Source organism: Aurantivibrio infirmus, assembly GCF_054767315.1.
Genome location: NZ_BAAFSK010000001.1, coordinates 286859 through 305893, shown reverse-complemented (window position 1 = coordinate 305893; position 19035 = coordinate 286859). Strand labels below are relative to the sequence as shown.

Sequence of the window (19035 nt, the reverse complement as noted above, 5' to 3'; positions counted from 1 at the left end):
CCTAACGCTTACAGCAGTGGCGCCGCGTCTTTTGCGGCGTCCTGCTGGCTGTACTTGTTAGCATTTTTGTGAAGATACACCATATGGAGATATGGTATTAGAGCTGGCGCAGAAATAGATAAAAGCCCAAGTGATCCGGCGCCGTCCTTAGATTGTGGATCAACCAATAAAGCCAGCAGCGAAAAAATACTCAGCGCAGATATTGATGCACCAAGGTGCATGGCAACCCGGAATGGCCAGATACCCATGATACTCTTCCTGATTATTCGGCTAGTAACTTCTATAACCAAAACCGCCAACCCAATAAGTGATATTAAAATAATTATGATATAGAAGAATGAAATCCAATCGTAACGAAGCTTTTCGAAAATTAGCGTGCGAAGCAATATTAAACCTCCAATTACGGAAATGCCCGAAATAGGAATTAATATAAATAGCAGTTCTAGAGTAAAGATCGATTTTCTATTCATTGATAATGCTAACGCCGCAACCAACGGCGAGCGCAACGGAGTGAAGGAGTCCAGCCCGGCGGCTTTTTGCCGGGCGATGTTGCGTTGCCTTGTTAAGCTTTGCCACGTGCTTTTGTCTTGACGGTTTTTGAAAGAAAAGCTAAACCAACCAATAGAAAAGCAGGCAATAAAACAAGACAAAAATAGCCCCATTTTATCCTTAGGATCGGCGTTACTTCTCGACTGCTTGCTTTTGACAGCTGTAAATTGGCGTTCGCTAATTTGCGATCACAATGATATGTAGACTTGTACTGACGATATGATTCTGGAGTAATGTAAATTTCCTTACCAGTCTTATTGTCGTACCAAGCTATGAGATTTACCCACTCTTTCCTCGAAATCGTAGCCATATTCAGAGAACGCGGGAGCACATGAATATTAAGACTCGGACATGTTCCTCTTAATGCCTGCTCGAACGAACCAGCGGTAGCGAACGCTGAAACATAAGAATATATAACAAAAACGAACCAAATTGACGCAGCCCCAATAAGCAATTTATCAATCATCCCCATAAAACATTGCTCCTTTGTCGATTTAATGCTTAACGTCGCCATAAAAAGCGCGACGCTAGGAGCGTCGTAGGCCGCGCGCTTTTTTGCGGCCAATTTTTAATGGCTTTGTTATGCATATTTTTCAGGCTTGGTATGCTCTTTAAGCTCACCAGACAAATTCTCTAGCTCCTCTTCTTTAACCAATCCCTCACCGCGCAGCATCATTAGTTGAATTGCTGCTTTAGACCGGCTGTGATCATTAAACAATAATGCGATCTGTTTATCGTAGTTCTCGATTAGCCTATACAGATACAAGTACTTGCCATGATTTGTCGTGTTTTCTTTATTGCTTAGGCCTTCAGATACATCGTTGAGCACCGTTTCACAGAAGCGTTCTAAAGCCGCTTCCTTTATCCTTTTAAATTTTTTCCAATCAGATTCTGAAATCATTTATTCTCATTCATGCATAACGCCCCAAGCAGCAGAAAAGTGGGCGCTTTAATGGCCTGCTTTTCAAGGCCATTGCCCACATTTTCTGCTGGCTTGGTTTGTTAAGTTTTTGTTTAATTAATTGGAAAACCATTTGAACCTACCAGCCTTTGAACACACTCCGTTGTTGATGAACCATGATACTCAGTTTCATCGAGATTGTAGAAGATGCTATACATTGGCTCATCACTCTCAGCTTCTTTACGATTTACGTAAACCTCTCCTAATTTTGTTTTATCTCTTGTGATATAGAAGTATGCGCAGGTTGGATCATTAAGATTAAGCTCTACATTTAAACTAGAATCATATTCAATTAAAACAGACGCTAAACGGCTGAGCATTTCAATTTCCCATTCTCCATCGGAATCCGGGTGCCAATCAGTTGGACATTTCCATTCTTTTGGTTGGTTCATGCTCTGTAAACTTAACGCCGCTATAAAAGGCGCGCGTTAGCGCGTCCAGTGGAGGCCGTTCTTTGGCCGGAACGATTTTTGATGGCTTTGTTAAATTTTATTTAGCTCACCACTCTCAGTAAGGATGGGTTGTGCCCATTGATAGAATTCCGATTTGTCCTCACTCCAAGGCCATACACCGTCAGTTGTAGGCCACACCATTTGTAGTACTTCGAAATCACTTCCATCGTGCAGCCAGAGTCCCCAACCGAAATACTCTTTGAAGTACTTCTTTGCTACTTGAACAAAGCATACGTCGAAGTCTCCTAGAAAGTCAGGATAAAACTTACCAGGTTCGAAGACTTCGCCAGAAAGAAGGCGGTCTTTGTAATTGTTGGCCATGGAATGAGCCAGCTCTGTTTTAAGGCCGAGAATCACTACATCTGGTTTGTTTTGCTTTTTATTGATACCAATGGAATAGGTGAATGAAGGTTCACCCTCACCTTCAGCGACGTTGAGAACATGGCATCCATATTCTTCAATATCGCTTAATGCCTTTTTATCTCTGTCGTCCAACTCGATACTTCCTTGAAATTTAACGCCCACACAACCGGCGAGCGGAACATCGTGGAGCGAGTCCAGCACAAGTTGCGTTTTTTGCAATTTGTGCGCGGTTGGTGTGTTTGTTAGCCTTTTTACGCACACTCACAAGAAACAACTTCCACTAACCCGCCAGTATTTGAATTTTTAACTAAAACTGTAAATGTATCGAAGAAGTCTTCTGGGTTTTTAACTCCTTCTTCGACTAAGTCTTCGTAGTTTTCAACTCCTTGGTATGAATAGTTTACATATACTTCACCCATGCCTGGGCTGTACGGCATCAATTCGACCTCTTGGGGTGTACCAAGACTTTCTTCAGTTTCACCGTTCCACCCGTGTACTTCGGGATTGAATATTGTTGTCGAATTGTTGCATTTGGTGCAGCTTACTTTAACTGGCGGGTAGTATTCGGTAACTTCCTTCTTTTTGAAAAAACCTTTCGAAGCTTTCCGTTGGGCCGTGTGAAGTTCTAGCTCTTCATTTCCACATTTGCATGAAATTAATTTTGTTGTAAATAACGGGCCTGAATTCCAGCTACGCGGAAGCTGTACATCGGACACTGAGGTTTTCAACTCGGATAGGCATTTTGGCGTTTTTTCAAATAGCTCTTTTATTAATTGCTCCATTGTTTCTCCTGTAAGGCTAACGCCGTAGTTTGGGGCAACCATGTAGTGCAACGGAATGGTTGTCCCAGCCGAAGGCGAACAACACTACCTTGTTAGGTGCCCCACTTATTTTTTAGACCTTGTAAACGGAAGCCCAATCAAAGCAAGAAAGCATGCAAGAGGTATTGTTACCACAAATCCGAAAGCTCCATAAATGGCACTAAGCTCTGCCAAAGTATCGTTATTACCAATGCCACCACCAGACGGCTTACAGTCTGCGCCAAAAGCAAAGCCAAAAAACGAACACATGCCGTTGATTATTAAACTGAGACATAAAGGTGCTAGGGGAAGCAACGCAATTGCACGAACAAACTTAGAATAGAAAGAGCGGCCTTTCTTGGCCTTAGCTGTATTCGTTGCTACCTTAGTTTTTGTGAACCTAGGGTAAATTGTTCCCTTATCCATATAATTGATCCGTCGATTGATTTCCGAATACACCTAACGCTGCGAGCACATGAAAAACAGTTGTGGAGTGAAACGCAACGACTGATTTTTCATGTGCCTGGCCTTGTTATGTGATTTTTGTAATTTTTACTTTTATATTTTTATGTGAGAGCAACCATGTTTCGAAATCTCTCATATCACTACTTGAAATTTTACACATTATTTCTTTTTCTGTTTTTTTATCACTCGCATCAATCTCTTCGATCCAGGCTCCATATCTATTTAGACAACCTAATACGTCTCCAATATTATTTTCTTCAGTAGCCACTAAATAGTTGAGTAGGTCCTCATTCACCTTTACATATTCCCTTTGCGGTCACATAACGCCCCGCTAAACGGCGAGCGGTAGCGAGTCCGGTGGAGGCCACGCTTTTTTTGGCCGTAACGAATTTGAGCGGCTTGTTATGAATTTTACAGCAACCCAAAATTATCCATAAATGACTCATAAAACTCCACCTCTTCGTTGCTGAACTCTTCATCGGAATCCAATAGGGCATCAATGGCTTCGCTAATACAGAACCTCTCGTCTGAATTGGAAAGTGATAATTCAGTTGCAGCTAGTTCAAGTAGATCTACGGCGATGTCTGGGGCTATATCTGTATCACTTGCCAGCTCTATAGCTGCTAGTAATTTGATAATTGTAGTTGCATTCGCATTAGTCATTTTGATTCATAACGCCGCAACCAGCGGCGAGCGAAACATCGTGTAGCGAGTCCACCACAAGCCGCGCTTTTTGTGGCTTGTGGGCGCTGGGTTGCTTTGTTAAGTGTTTTTACTGTTGATTCCATAAGTACGGTGACTCGTTCTGTACCGCATAATACTTGGTGTTTAAGGTACTGATTGTTTGTGGATTTGTAAATTCTTCTAAAAGTACATACCACTCTTTGGTAACTGACTTGATAAAGTATGTATGCTGCAAGTTTGCAAAGACCACTTCTTTACCACTGAATTCACCGCTTATCACATCCAGGACCTCGGCCTCGTATATAAACCAAAAATTAAACGGGATACAGTTATTAGGGTCACACTCGTATGGAAAATAGTCGGTGTACTTAGCAGATTTTACCCGTAATGCTAAAAGAATTTGATTAGGTTGAACTTCAAAGCTTTGTACTATTTCAGTATTGGGCTGCTTATAAGAATTAACACAACCCGATAGACCTAGAATAGCAACTATAAGTAGTAGTGCTCTCATACACTTAACGCCAAGGTTTGGGGCGCGACGCCAGGAGCGTCCCGCCGCGTTTAGCGGCATACAACACCGCCTTGTTACGTGTTTTTAGTTTGTGTTTCATTTAGTACACCGTTGGCGACGATACGTTAAACCAAAAAACTGAAACTACCGCGATTGTTTTAATTTAGCAAGTTACCGATTAGAACGTTGTTGCTGCAAAAAGTACTTGCGTTGAACTTTATAGAGCCGCAAGCCACGATGCTTATAGAATGAAAATTATAACCTTGCTCCGTGGCTTCTTGTCCCCTGCGATATTGCTCGGTTTACCGCCGTACTCTCTAGCATCTGTTGTAACTTAAAGAATGCATATTTATTTTTTGCGGCGACACTACATTATTATTTTTTAGACACGTAACGCCAAGCCAAGGGGCACACGGAGTGAAGCGTAGTGTGTCCCGCGGAAGCCGCGCTTTTTGCGGCTGGAGCAAACTTGGGCGCCTTGTTATGCATTACTTTTTACCCCATTTCTTTGAAAAACACGGCAGTACTACACCAATTATTATTAATACGGCGCCAACACCTAGAGTGTACCAAGCGCTTAAACTTTTTTTATCTGTAGCTACTACCTTGTAATGATTTTGTGTTTCGCTAAACATTGATACTGGTAGTAGGTCTGTAATTTCAGGAATACCAAATAGCATTGCCAACAATGTATAGAGAGAAACTAATATTCCAGCTACTAAAATAACTTTATTCATAGCTTTTAAATGCATAACGCCCGCATTTGCGGCTGGTTTGGAGCGCAGCGGAAAACCAGTCCGACAACATGCGCTTGTTAGGCCTTGATTGGCAATTTGCCATGGACCGCCTCCCATGCTCTAGATAATAAAGCAACTTCATCACTTGAATATTTCTGTTGATAAGCAATGGCCATTGCTGCACACAAAAAACTGTTACATGCTTTTGACCACACATCATCTAGTGACAGGTTACCTTCGTCATCAGAAAGTATGGCTTTACCATCTGTTAGCTTATTAGCTTGATCGAATACTTGGGAATAGATAATTTTGAAGGCGCTATTTATAGGAGAGCAACCTTCATCACCGGGCATTGCAATCGTATTTTGATGATCACGTCCGTAAAAGGGAGGCTGGTCGGTTTTAGTACCTCCATATATATTCCAACCTTTGGAGTAAAGCTCTATAGCCTCATCTGGAAAAGCACTTACCAATGTTTCAACTGAATCAGGACTAATAGCACTAGCTGATTGAATAATCTTTAGAATGCCAGACCCAAAATCTCCAAAGAGAACATTAAGCGGTAGGTTTTCGATGATTTTTACGCCATTAGCTCTTGTGTATTTTGCGTATTCAAGAAGACCGGTATTCTTTGCCTCATCTATAACCTCTGCACGCCAAAGTGATCCAGGCCACTTGGCGATAGTCATATGTTCGAATCCATGGTCTACGACGATCCAAGGCGGGCCTTTCTTCTTGTTCTTGATAGTTTGACCAGCACTGACATTTTTGAGTATACCTTCGTCGCTATCGGCTACATAAATGTACCCAACGATTCCTTGTTCTTTTTTTCCAAATAACTTCGATAACATCACGATTTCTCAAAGAGGCCTAACGCCTGTAGCACGGGAAAATTTGGAGCGCAGCGGAAAACTTTTCCCGGTGCCTGCACTTGTTAGGGCTATTGGTACTCGGCGATAAACTCATTGTATGCCTTAATATTTTTCTCATATCCATCTTTAGATCGCGAACTTAAAACAAATATTACATAGTATTTGTTTCCGTCTTTATCATGATCTTCAGCGTAAGACACTTGCTCCCAGTTTCCTTCACCTTTTGGGAAGAATGAGTAACTTTCAAATTTATGCTTACCTTTTGAAGATAGTTCGCCTGTTTTTGTAACATTAAGCTCAGAAGGCGCGCCACTTATAAATTGGTTCTGAGAAAATGCTATAAATTCTTCAAGAGTTTGTTCTTTTGATGATTTATCTTGATACTCAGCCTTTGCATAAATTACTGCTTCAGCGTTAGCAAAAGTATAATTTTCCGGCGCTTGTGTATTCATTCTATAGTGGTAGCTATGATCGATATCTTGGTGCCAGCCTTTTACTTCTGGTAGTTCAGGCCACCAAAAGAAACAGATTTGCCCGCTTTCTTGGCATATTTGAGCTTCTTTATGAATTTCGGCCATCACAATTGATGGGATTAGTAGTATCAGTAGAAGTATTGATTTCATAGTTGCCCTAACGCCCCAATAACCGGGCGCGCGCTTTTTGCGCGTCCGGCGCCGAAGGCGCGAAGTTGATTGGTTTGTTAGGCATGTCTAGCAACCTCGAAAATATTCTGCGGCTATATAAGCAACACCAGTTCCTTCCACTAACTTTGGTACAGCTGGCTCTGCTTTAAAACACCAACGTTCAGTATTACCTTTAGGAACCATTAAAGCATGCTGTACTACTAGGATTTGATTTAGCTTCGCTCCCTTCACGGATTCCAAATTCACAACGTAGATTTGACCACCATGCTGTATGCATTCAACACCCGCCTTCCGTTCCTCAGTGCAGTGATCGATATCCCAGCCAGAATACTCTGCAGACGTAGGTACTCCAGACACCTTTTGATAATTTGCCGACTCACAACCTATTAATACTAGGGCGCTCAAAATACAAAATATTTTCTTCATACGAGCATGCCTAACGCCCAAGTAATGCGGCCAATTGGAGTTGCGCAGTGAAACGAAGCAACGGAATGCGGGTCGCATTGACTTGCTTGTTATGCATTTAACTCACGCAAATAAATGATTACTTCATTATAAATTTCTATTAGCTCCGCAACACTCAGCATTACTACCACCTGCTTTTCCCCTCTAAACTCAAATGTTAATTTTGCCTCGTTATTTATAAACGCAACTTTTCCGTAAACATCATCTGTAGTTGGACCGTGATTAAAATAAATAAATTCTTCCGGAATACCACCCTTTTTAATGGTATCTAATTCGCGCTCTAAGGATGCAATGAAAGAAGGCAGATAGGCGTGTTTATCAAACGGTGTAACTGATTCTTTTGCCGCATAGATTTCCATGGGTAAAAGACCGCCAACCTTTTTGTCGCCAACTTCAAAACAGAGCCTATCTTTATCGCCGAAGCTTTTCATTAATATTTATGCATAACGCCCGTAGCACGGGAAAATTTGTAGCGCAGCGGAAAAATTTTCCCGGTGCCTGCGATTGTTAAATGTTTTTTACCTTAAGCTTGAATATTCGGCAAAGCCGTTATTATATAGTTTAAGCACAGCTTCATTGCCCCTATAGTTACAATTAAAAATTGTTACTTTTTTCTGGTGTTCTATTATTTGGCAATTGTCTATAACTGAGGACTTGTCCTGTTGCTCGTATTCAAATGTTGCATGCACAAAATTCGTATCTATATCATGCTTCTCTCTTATATTTGTAGCAGATTTTGGTAGATACGGCGGTAGCCAACCTGCTTCAAATATTCCCGATGTTTCCATCCCTTGATAATTATCAAACCTGGAGTGCACCCTTTCTATAGATATCAGCCACATAACACCAACTAAAGAACATAAAGATAAAACAACTAACCCAGCAATTGCTTTTTTCATGCGAGACATTTAACGCCGCCAGCAGGGGCAATTGCGAAGCGCAGCGTAGCAATTGTCCCGCGCAACGTTTTTTGTTGCGCAAACCTGGCTGGCCTTGTTAGGCATTTTTAGCCTCCACAATTTTTGCGCTCGGCTTTTTATTCGATAGAACATGGAGAAGGTCATTCATTGAGATAAAAGCAAAGTGCGATACGTTGTGATTTTCATACTCTTCGGCTGTGCAAATTCGAGCAGCATAAGTATTTGCCCAATTCGAATTTGGAATAATTAATGTTGGATAAACCCAAGGACTAAATGCTTCATTTTGACATTTGGGCAAATTATTTGGAAGCTCGATAATACCGTAAGATTCGTCTTCCCATTGCACCGCTATAGGATTGTCAAAGGTAAGACACACATCATTTTTGAAACCACCTATAACCCGAGAAAAATGCATAGTAATCTCAAGGAATCCATTTTTCCCAGATATCCATTGATACGAAATATCCGCGCAAGGCACTTCAAGTTGTTTATATATTTCCCACTTAATACCGCGATCTCCTTGTATGCCTAACGCCTTGCTAAGGGGCAACCGAAACGCAGTGTAGGTTGTCCCGCGGAGGCCGCGCTTTTTGCGGCCGGAGTGAACTTGAGCAATTTGTTAGGTGTTTTATATGAAAGTATATATTTCATCTGTATACACCCCGACGGCCTTGTTATTTTTTCCGATTTCTATTTCAAAATATACGTCTGCGGAACCCATTCCAAGCATATAAGCTCCATTATTTACCCAGCCTACATACGCACCAAGTGATTCAGGTTCAACGCAGCCTTGTTTAATGCTGCTTAATTCTTCTTTCAATTCCGAGCAGGAGAGATAGCGATAACTTATTTCATTCTTCTTTAAGGATTTTTCAATATCGCTTGAATCCATGCCTTGTAAAATAGTTTTATCAAAGGTATCGAAATCGGTTTTGCACCCAGCGAGCACCATTAAAACACTGATTGAGATTGCTACTTTTACTATTCGGAAGCTGATGCTCATTTGACACCTAACGCCGCCACAACCGGCGAACGGAGCATCGCGGAGTGAGTCCAGCATTAGTTGCGTTTTTTGCAACTAATGCGTGGTTGGTGGCTTTGTTATGGTGCTTTTCGAACCAGGGTTGAAACATACGTGCTCTCGATGATTAACGCGTTGCCGTCAAAGAAATCGGCGGGAATCTTAATTTCATAAGTTTCCCCAATGTCCGAAGATAACTGAGGTATGGTATTTTCATGATCGGCAGACTTAAACAAAATCTTAACTTCCTTATTGCCGCACCCTATGGATGGCTTTATTGAAAATACCACCAAAGGAGCAATTCCATCACTGTGGGCACCATCGATTTCGTCATACCACGCGTATTCAGCAACGTAGTCGGTAAGGATTGCATCACACGTTACTGATTTAGTCTCACCGAGTACGTCATTACTGAACAATAAAATAGTAACTATAAAATTTGATATTTTAAACTTTATCATTTAATGCTCGAAATGCTGACATCACCATAACGCCTCAAACACCGGCTTGGTTAAGTTGGCGGCTTTTTTGGAACAAAAAAAATGACAGCTTTACCAATTCCGAGTGATTTGACTTGTTACGTGTTGGTATTAGCACTGCCATAAAAATTTTGCAGAACCATTACAACGACAACGGAACGAATACGCTACCCCACCGCCTCCAAAGTTCATTTCAGTTTTCCAGTCTGGCCCTTGCTCCAATTGAGCTACAAATTCCATTGGCTTGTTACACGCTGTGCAATTTGGTGTTTCATTACCTTGAATCCAACAGGGCTCACCAGAAACTTGGCCTAATACCTCTCTAGGGCTAATGCCATTCTTTTCTGCCCATTCACTTCTTGCTGCTTCATAGTCGTTTCCATCAACCGAAACAACCTTCGCAGAGTGCTCTGTTTCTCGTAGAGTTTCACCTTCTGTTGGTTCTTGGACAAATGCAACCTCGAAAGGCTTTATTACGACTACAGTATTGCCCCCGCCATTAGCATCCCAATCGTCGCACATTCCGGGATCGTTTTGGCACATGAATATTTGATGTAATTCTTCATCAACTCTTAGCTTCCCTAAAAATTGCATTGGAAGTTTACAGCAAGAACACTTAGGCCAATGAAAATCTTCGCCTATATTTTTGACTGGCTTACCGCCAAAAGAGGTTTCGCTCATTTCGGCGCGATCCGAATTATTTACCAATAGTTTAATCATGGGGACGATTTCCCTTGTACACGTAACGCCAAGGTTTGGGGCGCGACGCCAGGAGCGTCCCGCCGCGTTTAGCGGCATACAACACCGCCTTGTTACGTGTTTTTAGTTTGTGTTTCATTTAGCACACCGTTGGCGACGATACGTTAAACCAAAAAACTGAAACTACCGCGATTGTTTTAATTTAGCAAGTTACCGATTAGAACGTTGTTGCTGCAAAAAGTACTTGCGTTGAACTTTATAGAGCCGCAAGCCACGATGCTTATAGAATGAAAATATAACCTTGCTCCGTGGCTTCTTGTCCCCTTCGATATTGCTCGGTTTACCACCGTGCTCTCTAGCATCTGTTGTAACTTAAAGAATGCACATTTATTTTTTGCGGCGACACTAAATTATGATTTTTTATACACGTAACGCCCGTAGCACGGGAAAATTTGTAGCGCAGCGGAAAAATTTTCCCGTGCCTGCGTTTGTTATAGGATTTATTCTTTAAAATTGTTCAGAACTATCTGCAGCGCATTTACCATTAACTCTGCTTCTTCAATATATCTAGTTCGAAGTAAATGCTGTTGCTTTTTACCAACCAGCGAGACGATATACCACTGCTTAAATTTTCGTTTCCAAGAGTACAGTACAACTTTATTAGTTGATTCATAGTACACACGCTCGCCTGCTGCTCTGGTGTTAGATGAACTAGAACCTATTACCACGTTCTCATTTAGGACTACTGCGCTACCTCCACCTCGTGTCACAGTTCCGTACCCGAGCAAAATGTACTGATCATTTATTTCAACGAAATCGGGCCTCCAAGCTGGATGCTGTTCCATAATTAATCTATCTATCACTCTGCCAGCTTCATCTAGAGACATATCAGTTTCGGGTTCATATTGAATCACGAAAGAACCGCATCCTGAGAGAAAGGAAAGAAGTGTAGAAATCAATATGGCCTTGAAAATATTTTTCATAATCGATTCTCTAGTTGTACCTATAACGCCGTAATTTGGGGCGCGACGATAGGAGCGTCCCGCCGCGTCTTTTCGCGGCGTACAAGATTACTTTGTTAAGCATTTTTGGCTGCCAGTTTTGTTTTTGGAAACAATACCAAAATTATTGTAAAAATAGAGACTGTCATCATATACAAACCCATGAAAATATATTTGTATGTAACTAAACTGTTATTGAAAATACTACTAAGCTGACCGACAACAACAAACACTGAAAAAACGGCAACTGGGACAGCAATGATACAAGCTGTTTTTTTTGTAAAATATACTACGAATCCCTCTACAATAAAGCCCAAACCCACAACAACAAAGATTTTTTCTGCTGACTCAGAGGAATATGCAATGTTTGCCTTAACATCACCTAACAAGCTAATAAAGACACCAATAAACACCAATCCAATAAGCACCCACATGATTGCTAATAAATACTTTGCGGTATTTGTAAATTTCACACAATTCTCTTTATATGCTTAACGCCAAGGTTTGGGGCGCGACGCCAGGAGCGTCCCGCCGCGTTTAGCGGCATACAACACCGCCTTGTTATGTTTTTATTTAGATTAAAACCATGACAGCCAATGCAATAATTATTAAAAGAACAATGATTCTAATCCAATTTTGAAATCTCCGGTCTTTAGCTTGCATTTCTTTGGTCAATATTTTTGAATCAAAAAATTTGGATTCAATCATTGCCAATACAACCCAAGCTAATACGACCCCCACTAGCACCAAGGCTAGCCCAAGCCACCGAAGCTCAGAAAAGCCTAAGAGTAAAAGTATAAAAATTATTCCAGAACCTACGATCCCGTGAAAAACGAATCCAGACAAGGCTCTGCTTACATAATACTTAGCTCCGCAGCCTTGACAAAAAGCTGGATCGAAACGGTCTGAAAGTAGTTTTACTTTCAGCGATTCTGGAATCGTTTGGCATTGATAACATTTCATATCAAACATAACGCCAAGGTTTGGGGCGCGACGCCAGGAGCGTCCCGCCGCGTTTAGCGGCATACAACACCGCCTTGTTAAGCATTGTTGCCATATATTTCGTTATTTAACTCGCTGACGATGGGCTTTACGCTTGGATTTTTTTGCAGCCAAATATCGCCAATATATTGTGATGCCCTACGACCATTAAGTATTTTTTTCATATTTTCTGCACTACGAGCCTGCAAAAGATTATGACCTAGGCTCATAATTATTTCTGACTCTTCGGCTTCGGGCTCGCCTGCTTGCTCGCTCCAAACTTTTTGTATTGTTGAAATCAGCTTTCCTGCCAATTTTTCAGATCTACTTTTTTCTCTAGGCATATTGATTTGAATGCTTAACGCCCAAAGCACGGGCGAGCGGCAGCGAGTCCAGCCCGCGCTTTTTGCGGGCGATTGTGCCTTTGTTTGTTATGTTTTCTAATCAAATTTAGCCGATAGTTTTGGAAACAGTTTCTCCAAATCATCTTCATCCCAATCTTTACCCTCAGGATTGGAGGGATACTTTATTTCCAGTACTATTTCTTGGCCAAATTTTTCTTCATAAACTTCATCGATTGCGTACAAGAATCCCTCATAAAAACAATCCTCGACAGTTGGATCAGTAGCTGGGCCAACTAAATCATCAGGGCTATTTATACCCAAATAATACACCTCTTTTCCCATTGAAATTAGCCACGATCTAAAATCCATAAAACTATCATCAGAACAGCCACCACCGATGACGTATGCCGCACCCCATAAATCCCAACGATATGCTTTGATATTTAATTCATGGGAAATTTTGTAAAAATCTTCTAATTCACCCTTGGTCAAGGACTCTAATTTTTCGCGCAAGTTTTCAGACTGTACCTCCATATTTCCGTCTATATCGGAAGTCTTTAGACCAGTTCTTGATTCTTCAATAATTTCCCAAAATAGCTCTTCGTTCATGAGTTCTCTCTCTTGTAAACATAACGCCTTGGTTTGGGGCACGCGAAACAACGTGTAGCGTGTCCCAGCCGAAGGCGAACAACACCAACTTGTTAGGTGTTTACTTTGCCCTGGCTAGTTGTTTGTATTTGATTGCGGAGCCGATAAACACAATATGCTGTGATAATAAGGAACGCAAAATTAACTATAAATAAAACCGAATAAAATATTGCACCAGCATCACTGGAAGGCAACCCTATGCCAAATACCCAAACTACCAGGGATACCAAAAATATAAGTGAAGCAATTTTATAAGGTTGAAAATTACCAGTTTTAGTTTGATCAATGCTTAACTTATAGGCTTTAACCTTGAAATATAACCACGATGTTAACCAAACCACAGTTGTAGCTAAAAAAATAATCTGTAACCCGATAACTGCAACTTTATTCATTTTCGCAAAAACACCTAACGCCAAGGTAATGGGCAACTTTGCTGCGAAGCAGCGCTTAAAGTTGTCCAGCCGTAGGCGAGCATTGACCGTTTTGTTATGTTTTTAGTTTGCACTTTGATCAGCGTCCGTACACGCACCGGGGTGTTTTTTGCATTGGGCAAGGCTGAATTCTTGCCATGTGATGTAATAGTAACCTGACTTATTTAAATTATTAAGGAAAGGGGTATAGATAACTGAGAACAAATCACTCCAGAAGTAGCTAGGTTGCTCCTTACTATAGTTGGAAAGCATAGATGGCAACATCACGAATGGGCCAACTAAATATATTGCAGCGATCAGAGCACTCGATGCCAACCAAATTGATATTTTCTTTGTAGTACTCATTCTCTCCCTGAAACATAACGCCTGGATTAGGCGACCTTAAAACGTAACAAAGTGAAGTTTTAGGGGTCGCCTAGATTCACTTGTTATGTGTTTTTGCATATCTATTTTTTATTTGCAAAAATTGCATTTTTTATTTCAGTGCAGTTGGATTCATATCCATGCAAGGGCAGATTTTGCAGTCGATCATTTAACAATTCCAATTCTTCTGCACTTGCCCCTTCGGCTTCGTCTCTGATATGTGAAAGAACTTCGGAATAACACATGTTTTCATCGAAAGAGGTGGTAAAGACTCCCGCGTAAAAAGCGACACCAAGTAATGTGAAAAAACCGATACCGTAAATTAGTGCTATTACCTTATCCGTCATTTTATTTTAGATCTTCCTTTACACACATAACGCCGCCACAACGGGCGAGCGAAACGTAGTGTAGTGAGTCCAGCATTAGTTGCGCTTTTTGCAACTAATGCGCCGTTGGTGGCTTTGTTATATTTTGATTGCATGTTTAAATTATTTAGCCTTTGTATTTAGATGTGCCCGGAAGGAAACCAATAATGCTCCACCGTACACACAGAATTGCTGAGACTAATATAAAAAATACACCAATCGTACCACCTAGCTTTTTACTTAATGCCCTATCTATTTCAATTGCTTCTTGTCCAGTAGCTACGCTATTTGCGTATACAGACACCAATTCAGCCATGGCAAACACAAAAACAATATTTACAATTAAAAACCAACTAAGACCAATCAAGCCTCGCAAAATTTTTGACCTTTTAATTTGTTTATTCTGGTCATCCATACTTGAGTCTCTAGGAAATATAACGCCCGTAGCACGGGAAAATTTGTAGCGCAGCGGAAAAATTTTCCCGGTGCCTGCGTTTGTTAAGTGCCATTGCTAAAAAATATTTCGAGATCTTCAATAGCTTTTATAGAGCTAGGCCCTAACCAACATTCGAATAGCTCGGGTCGTAAATCTTTGTGAGAACCTACAAATAAAATTCCCTCAAGAAATCCCGTTACTGCCAACTCTGACACGTTTCGATTCTTTGAATTGACTCCGCGTTCTACTAGATCGAAGACTGGTTGAAATTCTACCGTATCCTTCGCCTCAAGTTTATTAATAACATAGTGAACAATTACAGATATTTCATTAAAGATTCCTGGCTCGTCTCCCTCCCAAAATTCAAGATGTTCCAACCATGGTTTCTCAATGTCGGAACATAAACGCCTTAACTCTTGAAGGAAATCGGTTTCGGTCATATTGCACTTAACGCCTTTAGCATGCGAAAAATAGTTGTGTAGCGTAAGCGAAACAACTAATTTTCGCATGGCTAAACTTGTTATGGTTCTTTACGTTTAAGCTCATAGATTACAAGGATAAATAATAAGCTTAATCCGATTGCAACGCTTAGCATAAATGGTTTGTAAGTAGGCATGTACGCCATGGGGTGACTTTCCGGGTAGTATGCTGGGAAAGCAAAACTATATGCTAAAACTAGGCCTATTAAAAACACAAAAACTATATTATAAATTTTGTAGTATGGCGCGACATACCAAGTAAACAACAAGCCAATAGCTGGTAATAAAATGCTAAATATATGGTAGTTCCATACCCCAAAAATATTCGATAACAATTCACCAATCAACAAACCTGCTAACAAATAGATAGGTATAAGTATTATCGTTGCAATTTGCCTAAATGATTGCATATTCATTCTAGGGAACCATAACGCTTTTATTACCGGAAAAATTTGTATAGTGAGTGAAACGAACGCCGCCAAGTTTTTCCGGTAAATATACTTGTTATGCAATTACCCCAACCTTTTTAGGAACCCAACCATAATTACCGTTCTCCGCCAAACACCAGACCCACCCATTGTGCTCTTTTAAAATTTCGAGGATTTGGCCTGGGGCAACATCTAGTTCTTTTGCGGAATACTTACATACTGCTTTGCCTAGAGACTTATTCGTAATTATTTCGATATAGTCAAGAGGTGCCCAGCCTTCATTTCCGTCTTTTGTTGCCGCTCGAATCCACCCTTCGAATTCTTTATCCATTGTTCCAAGTTTTAGAATATCACCAATGTTGAATTCAATTGGGTTTGGGTAATTTGATTCGTGTTTTTCAATTACTCGTAGTTTCATTCTAAATTTGCATAACGCCCAAGTAATGCGGCCAAATGGAGTTGCGTAGAGAAACGAAGCAACGGAATGTGGGTCGCATTGACTTGTTTGTTATAGGCTGAGATATTTTTTAATTTCATCACAACTTGATTCGTAACCATGTAATGGTAAGTCATTTAACAATTTCTCTACATTCTGTAACTCTTCAGTATCTTCCGAATTTATCGCGCTACCAACTTCTGCTTTTATCTCCCAAAAGACCTCCGAATAGCACATATTGGTATTAAATGAAGTTGTGAATACGCCCCAATAATACGCAATCATTAAAAATACTAAAAATATTAATCCGTATATCATCCCGCCCACAATATTTTTCTTTTTCATTTAGGCCCTATAACGCCAACAGCAGAGGCGCAGCGTCTTATGCTGCGTCCTGCTGGCTGTTTTTGTTAAGTGCTTTTCCATTTATATATTTCTCTATATATTGCGGGGCACTTAAGGATAACATTGACCCGAATATACCCAATAACATTAGCCAAAAGTACCTACTATCATCTGGTTTTATGGCGCTAAACTCACTTTCCATAGAAAATTCTATATTTTCTTTTATCCTAAGTATTTCTTCCGATTTCAGACCATCGAAATCTTTTCCATCCAATACTTCTTCATATAGCGCTATTAGTTTATTTTGCTTTTCAACATAGCTTACATAGTTCAAGTGATTTCGCGTGAGAATCCCTGAATTATGAATAGCAATAAAGAGAAATATAAATCCCAAGAAATAGCTTGTAGATTTTAAAGCATTGATCATATTCATACGCTTACACTTAACGCCGCAATTTGGGGCGCGACGCCAGGAGCGTCCCGCCGCGTCTTTTCGCGGCAAACAAGATTGCTTTGTTATACATTACCAATACCAAAACTGCCACCATTTTGCATTTTCCTTTTTTATCCGTTGTTCTTCGCGATATCTCGCGATATTTTCTCTAACCGCGTCATCGGAAATTGGAGGCTTAATTGTTTCTTTTTCTTTGTTTATAAGATATTCATGGTATTCAGAGATTTCCTTTGGATTAAACCTTCGCGTCGCCAAATAATATATGGCACAGTAAGAAATCATTAAGACGATTTTTGAAGGAATCGATCCCATGAACTGAAGTAATACAAAAAATGAGAAGAACCACAAAAATGGTCCATAAGCCCGAAGGAAATAATAAGCTGGTTTTTCTGGGGGCTCAATTTTCATTTATGTATAACGCCCAAAGCACGGGCGAGCGACAGCGAGTCCAGCCCGCGTCTTTTTGCGGGCGATTGTGCCTTTGTTTGTTAAATTATTACTCGACATAGTTTGAAGACCCGCCTACCGAGTTACCTACTTTACCAATAGAATTATTTTTAGTTTTGAAATATGGATTGCCATGAAAAAGTACATGCCCAACTTCCTTTTTTAGAGCATACGCATCTTCATTGATCCCGCTCTCTCGTATATATGCAGGAAGCTCGTCATGATACAAAAATATTGCATACGCGTAACGTTCATATTTCGAGCTTAACTTGAGAATCCCTATCGATTTCTCAATTTGTTTGATTGTATAGAAATTCGACCCGCCATATTGTCGCTTAAGATGCGGTGCTAGTTTTCTATAAGCCTTTTTAATATATTGTTTTTCAAATATCTTCATGGGCTTAATTAAATTTAACGCCGCGATGTGCGGATTTTATAAGTGGAGGCGAAGCCGGAGCTTATAAAAGTCCGAACGATTGCCTTGTTAAGCATTTTTTGGAATTTTTACTTTTAGTGGATTTGATAAAGAATACTTGCCACCACTGAGCTCTACAGAACCTGATTTTAGTGCTTGCCTAACTTTAGAAGTAACCTCGTTACCTATAATTAGCTTTACTCCAAAATACAAAACTATAAGAACAGCAGCCAAGGCTTGAAGTAGAAAACTAGCGATATACGCGCCTGTCATGAGCAGGATTAGTATTACAACAAGAGCCCAGCTATAAAGTGAATTATATTGATAAGTAATGCTTGTATCTGATTCTTCAATGACTTTGTAAGGATTCAGCATACTACCTCTTTTATTTTTATGCTTAACGCCAAGGTTTGGGGCGCGACGCCAGGAGCGTCCCGCCGCGTTTAGCGGCATACAACACCGCCTTGTTACGTGTTTTTAGTTTGTGTTTCATTTAAGGCACCATTGCTGCCGATACGTACAAACAAAAAATTTGAAACTACCGCGATTGTTTTAATTTAGCAAGTTCCCGATTAGAACGTTATTGCTGCAAAAGTACTTGCGATAAACATTACAGAGCCGCAAACCACGATACTTATAGAATGAAATTTTTAACCTTGCTCCGTGGCTTCTTGACCCTGCGATAGGGTTTGAGTTACTACCGTGTTCTCTAGCATCTTTTGTAACTTAAAGAATGCACTTTTATTTTTGCGGCGACACTAAATTATAATTTTTTATACACGTAACGCCCACAACAGGGGAAAACTTGTAGTGCAACGGAAAGTTTTTCCCTGCTGCTTG

The 19035-nt window shown here is 40.5% G+C and carries 36 protein-coding genes; all 36 read right to left on the bottom strand.

The annotated features are described in order from the left end of the window. Nucleotides 1–8: 8 nt before the first annotated feature. Entirely contained in the window at nt 9–662 is a 654-nt protein-coding gene (locus ACYUCY_RS01415; protein ID WP_460224652.1) for a hypothetical protein, read from the bottom strand. A 467-nt stretch (nt 663–1129) separates the two neighbouring features. Further along, entirely contained in the window at nt 1130–1450 is a 321-nt protein-coding gene (locus tag ACYUCY_RS01410) for a hypothetical protein (RefSeq protein WP_460224651.1), read from the bottom strand. Nucleotides 1451–1563: 113 nt separating this feature from the next. Then, a complete protein-coding gene (locus ACYUCY_RS01405) occupies nt 1564–1902 on the bottom strand; it encodes a hypothetical protein (protein WP_460224650.1) in 339 nt (112 codons plus the stop codon). Nucleotides 1903–1992: 90 nt separating this feature from the next. After that, the gene (locus tag ACYUCY_RS01400; RefSeq protein ID WP_460224649.1) at nt 1993–2526 is read right to left on the bottom strand and encodes a DUF4262 domain-containing protein; all 534 of its coding nucleotides are present in this window, start codon (nt 2524–2526) and stop codon (nt 1993–1995) included. A 50-nt stretch (nt 2527–2576) separates the two neighbouring features. Next, on the bottom strand, nt 2577–3107 hold the full coding sequence (locus tag ACYUCY_RS01395) for a hypothetical protein (RefSeq protein ID WP_460224648.1): 531 nt from the start codon (nt 3105–3107) through the stop codon (nt 2577–2579). A 105-nt stretch (nt 3108–3212) separates the two neighbouring features. Then, nucleotides 3213–3551 (bottom strand): hypothetical protein, encoded by a 339-nt coding sequence (locus ACYUCY_RS01390; RefSeq protein ID WP_460224647.1) that lies wholly within the window; start codon nt 3549–3551, stop codon nt 3213–3215. A 106-nt stretch (nt 3552–3657) separates the two neighbouring features. Further along, entirely contained in the window at nt 3658–3885 is a 228-nt protein-coding gene (locus ACYUCY_RS01385) for a hypothetical protein (protein WP_460224646.1), read from the bottom strand. Nucleotides 3886–4001: 116 nt separating this feature from the next. Continuing rightward, nucleotides 4002–4253 carry a hypothetical protein gene (locus ACYUCY_RS01380; protein ID WP_460224645.1) on the bottom strand — a complete coding sequence of 84 codons (252 nt, stop codon included), beginning with the start codon at nt 4251–4253 and terminating at the stop codon, nt 4002–4004. 109 nt (nt 4254–4362) lie between these two features. Next, nucleotides 4363–4845, bottom strand: a complete 483-nt coding sequence (locus ACYUCY_RS01375; protein ID WP_460224644.1) for a hypothetical protein — start codon at nt 4843–4845, stop codon at nt 4363–4365. Nucleotides 4846–5273: 428 nt separating this feature from the next. Next, nucleotides 5274–5537: a hypothetical protein gene (locus ACYUCY_RS01370; protein WP_460224643.1), complete on the bottom strand. Its 264-nt coding sequence runs from the start codon at nt 5535–5537 to the stop codon at nt 5274–5276. 62 nt (nt 5538–5599) lie between these two features. Beyond that, the gene (locus ACYUCY_RS01365; RefSeq protein WP_460224642.1) at nt 5600–6373 is read right to left on the bottom strand and encodes a hypothetical protein; all 774 of its coding nucleotides are present in this window, start codon (nt 6371–6373) and stop codon (nt 5600–5602) included. 89 nt (nt 6374–6462) lie between these two features. Then, nucleotides 6463–7017, bottom strand: a complete 555-nt coding sequence (locus ACYUCY_RS01360) for a hypothetical protein (protein ID WP_460224641.1) — start codon at nt 7015–7017, stop codon at nt 6463–6465. A gap of 87 nt (nt 7018–7104) precedes the next feature. Continuing rightward, a complete protein-coding gene (locus tag ACYUCY_RS01355) occupies nt 7105–7464 on the bottom strand; it encodes a hypothetical protein (RefSeq protein ID WP_460224640.1) in 360 nt (119 codons plus the stop codon). A gap of 89 nt (nt 7465–7553) precedes the next feature. Further along, on the bottom strand, nt 7554–7934 hold the full coding sequence (locus ACYUCY_RS01350) for a hypothetical protein (RefSeq protein ID WP_460224639.1): 381 nt from the start codon (nt 7932–7934) through the stop codon (nt 7554–7556). Between the two features lie 87 nt (nt 7935–8021). Beyond that, nucleotides 8022–8411: a YbbD family protein gene (locus ACYUCY_RS01345; RefSeq protein ID WP_460224638.1), complete on the bottom strand. Its 390-nt coding sequence runs from the start codon at nt 8409–8411 to the stop codon at nt 8022–8024. A gap of 88 nt (nt 8412–8499) precedes the next feature. Beyond that, the gene (locus ACYUCY_RS01340) at nt 8500–8973 is read right to left on the bottom strand and encodes a hypothetical protein (protein ID WP_460224637.1); all 474 of its coding nucleotides are present in this window, start codon (nt 8971–8973) and stop codon (nt 8500–8502) included. A gap of 78 nt (nt 8974–9051) precedes the next feature. Next, entirely contained in the window at nt 9052–9426 is a 375-nt protein-coding gene (locus tag ACYUCY_RS01335) for a hypothetical protein (RefSeq protein ID WP_460224636.1), read from the bottom strand. 98 nt (nt 9427–9524) lie between these two features. Further along, complete coding sequence (locus tag ACYUCY_RS01330) at nt 9525–9905, bottom strand: hypothetical protein (protein WP_460224635.1); 381 nt, start codon at nt 9903–9905, stop codon at nt 9525–9527. A gap of 129 nt (nt 9906–10034) precedes the next feature. After that, entirely contained in the window at nt 10035–10721 is a 687-nt protein-coding gene (locus ACYUCY_RS01325; protein WP_460224634.1) for a hypothetical protein, read from the bottom strand. A gap of 401 nt (nt 10722–11122) precedes the next feature. Continuing rightward, on the bottom strand, nt 11123–11605 hold the full coding sequence (locus ACYUCY_RS01320) for a lipoprotein (protein WP_460224633.1): 483 nt from the start codon (nt 11603–11605) through the stop codon (nt 11123–11125). Between the two features lie 95 nt (nt 11606–11700). Then, entirely contained in the window at nt 11701–12096 is a 396-nt protein-coding gene (locus tag ACYUCY_RS01315) for a hypothetical protein (RefSeq protein WP_460224632.1), read from the bottom strand. 100 nt (nt 12097–12196) lie between these two features. Beyond that, entirely contained in the window at nt 12197–12649 is a 453-nt protein-coding gene (locus tag ACYUCY_RS01310; RefSeq protein WP_460224631.1) for a hypothetical protein, read from the bottom strand. A 14-nt stretch (nt 12650–12663) separates the two neighbouring features. Further along, nucleotides 12664–12948, bottom strand: a complete 285-nt coding sequence (locus tag ACYUCY_RS01305; RefSeq protein ID WP_460224630.1) for a hypothetical protein — start codon at nt 12946–12948, stop codon at nt 12664–12666. Nucleotides 12949–13044: 96 nt separating this feature from the next. Continuing rightward, the gene (locus ACYUCY_RS01300; protein WP_460224629.1) at nt 13045–13557 is read right to left on the bottom strand and encodes a DUF4240 domain-containing protein; all 513 of its coding nucleotides are present in this window, start codon (nt 13555–13557) and stop codon (nt 13045–13047) included. Between the two features lie 92 nt (nt 13558–13649). Then, entirely contained in the window at nt 13650–13988 is a 339-nt protein-coding gene (locus ACYUCY_RS01295) for a hypothetical protein (RefSeq protein ID WP_460224628.1), read from the bottom strand. A 102-nt stretch (nt 13989–14090) separates the two neighbouring features. Then, nucleotides 14091–14372 carry a hypothetical protein gene (locus ACYUCY_RS01290; RefSeq protein ID WP_460224627.1) on the bottom strand — a complete coding sequence of 94 codons (282 nt, stop codon included), beginning with the start codon at nt 14370–14372 and terminating at the stop codon, nt 14091–14093. Nucleotides 14373–14473: 101 nt separating this feature from the next. After that, nucleotides 14474–14737, bottom strand: coding sequence for a hypothetical protein (locus ACYUCY_RS01285; protein WP_460224626.1), 264 nt, complete (start codon nt 14735–14737; stop codon nt 14474–14476). Nucleotides 14738–14882: 145 nt separating this feature from the next. Continuing rightward, nucleotides 14883–15170, bottom strand: a complete 288-nt coding sequence (locus tag ACYUCY_RS01280) for a hypothetical protein (protein ID WP_460224625.1) — start codon at nt 15168–15170, stop codon at nt 14883–14885. 83 nt (nt 15171–15253) lie between these two features. Then, on the bottom strand, nt 15254–15631 hold the full coding sequence (locus ACYUCY_RS01275) for a DUF7674 family protein (RefSeq protein WP_460224624.1): 378 nt from the start codon (nt 15629–15631) through the stop codon (nt 15254–15256). A gap of 80 nt (nt 15632–15711) precedes the next feature. Beyond that, a complete protein-coding gene (locus ACYUCY_RS01270) occupies nt 15712–16086 on the bottom strand; it encodes a hypothetical protein (protein WP_460224623.1) in 375 nt (124 codons plus the stop codon). Between the two features lie 88 nt (nt 16087–16174). Further along, on the bottom strand, nt 16175–16516 hold the full coding sequence (locus ACYUCY_RS01265; RefSeq protein ID WP_460224622.1) for an SH3 domain-containing protein: 342 nt from the start codon (nt 16514–16516) through the stop codon (nt 16175–16177). 90 nt (nt 16517–16606) lie between these two features. Then, nucleotides 16607–16861: a hypothetical protein gene (locus tag ACYUCY_RS01260; RefSeq protein WP_460224621.1), complete on the bottom strand. Its 255-nt coding sequence runs from the start codon at nt 16859–16861 to the stop codon at nt 16607–16609. A gap of 55 nt (nt 16862–16916) precedes the next feature. After that, nucleotides 16917–17312, bottom strand: a complete 396-nt coding sequence (locus tag ACYUCY_RS01255; protein ID WP_460224620.1) for a hypothetical protein — start codon at nt 17310–17312, stop codon at nt 16917–16919. Between the two features lie 90 nt (nt 17313–17402). Then, on the bottom strand, nt 17403–17741 hold the full coding sequence (locus ACYUCY_RS01250; protein WP_460224619.1) for a hypothetical protein: 339 nt from the start codon (nt 17739–17741) through the stop codon (nt 17403–17405). A gap of 88 nt (nt 17742–17829) precedes the next feature. Further along, complete coding sequence (locus ACYUCY_RS01245) at nt 17830–18177, bottom strand: DUF6559 family protein (protein ID WP_460224618.1); 348 nt, start codon at nt 18175–18177, stop codon at nt 17830–17832. An 87-nt stretch (nt 18178–18264) separates the two neighbouring features. Beyond that, nucleotides 18265–18648, bottom strand: coding sequence for a hypothetical protein (locus ACYUCY_RS01240; RefSeq protein WP_460224617.1), 384 nt, complete (start codon nt 18646–18648; stop codon nt 18265–18267). Nucleotides 18649–19035 lie beyond the last annotated feature (387 nt).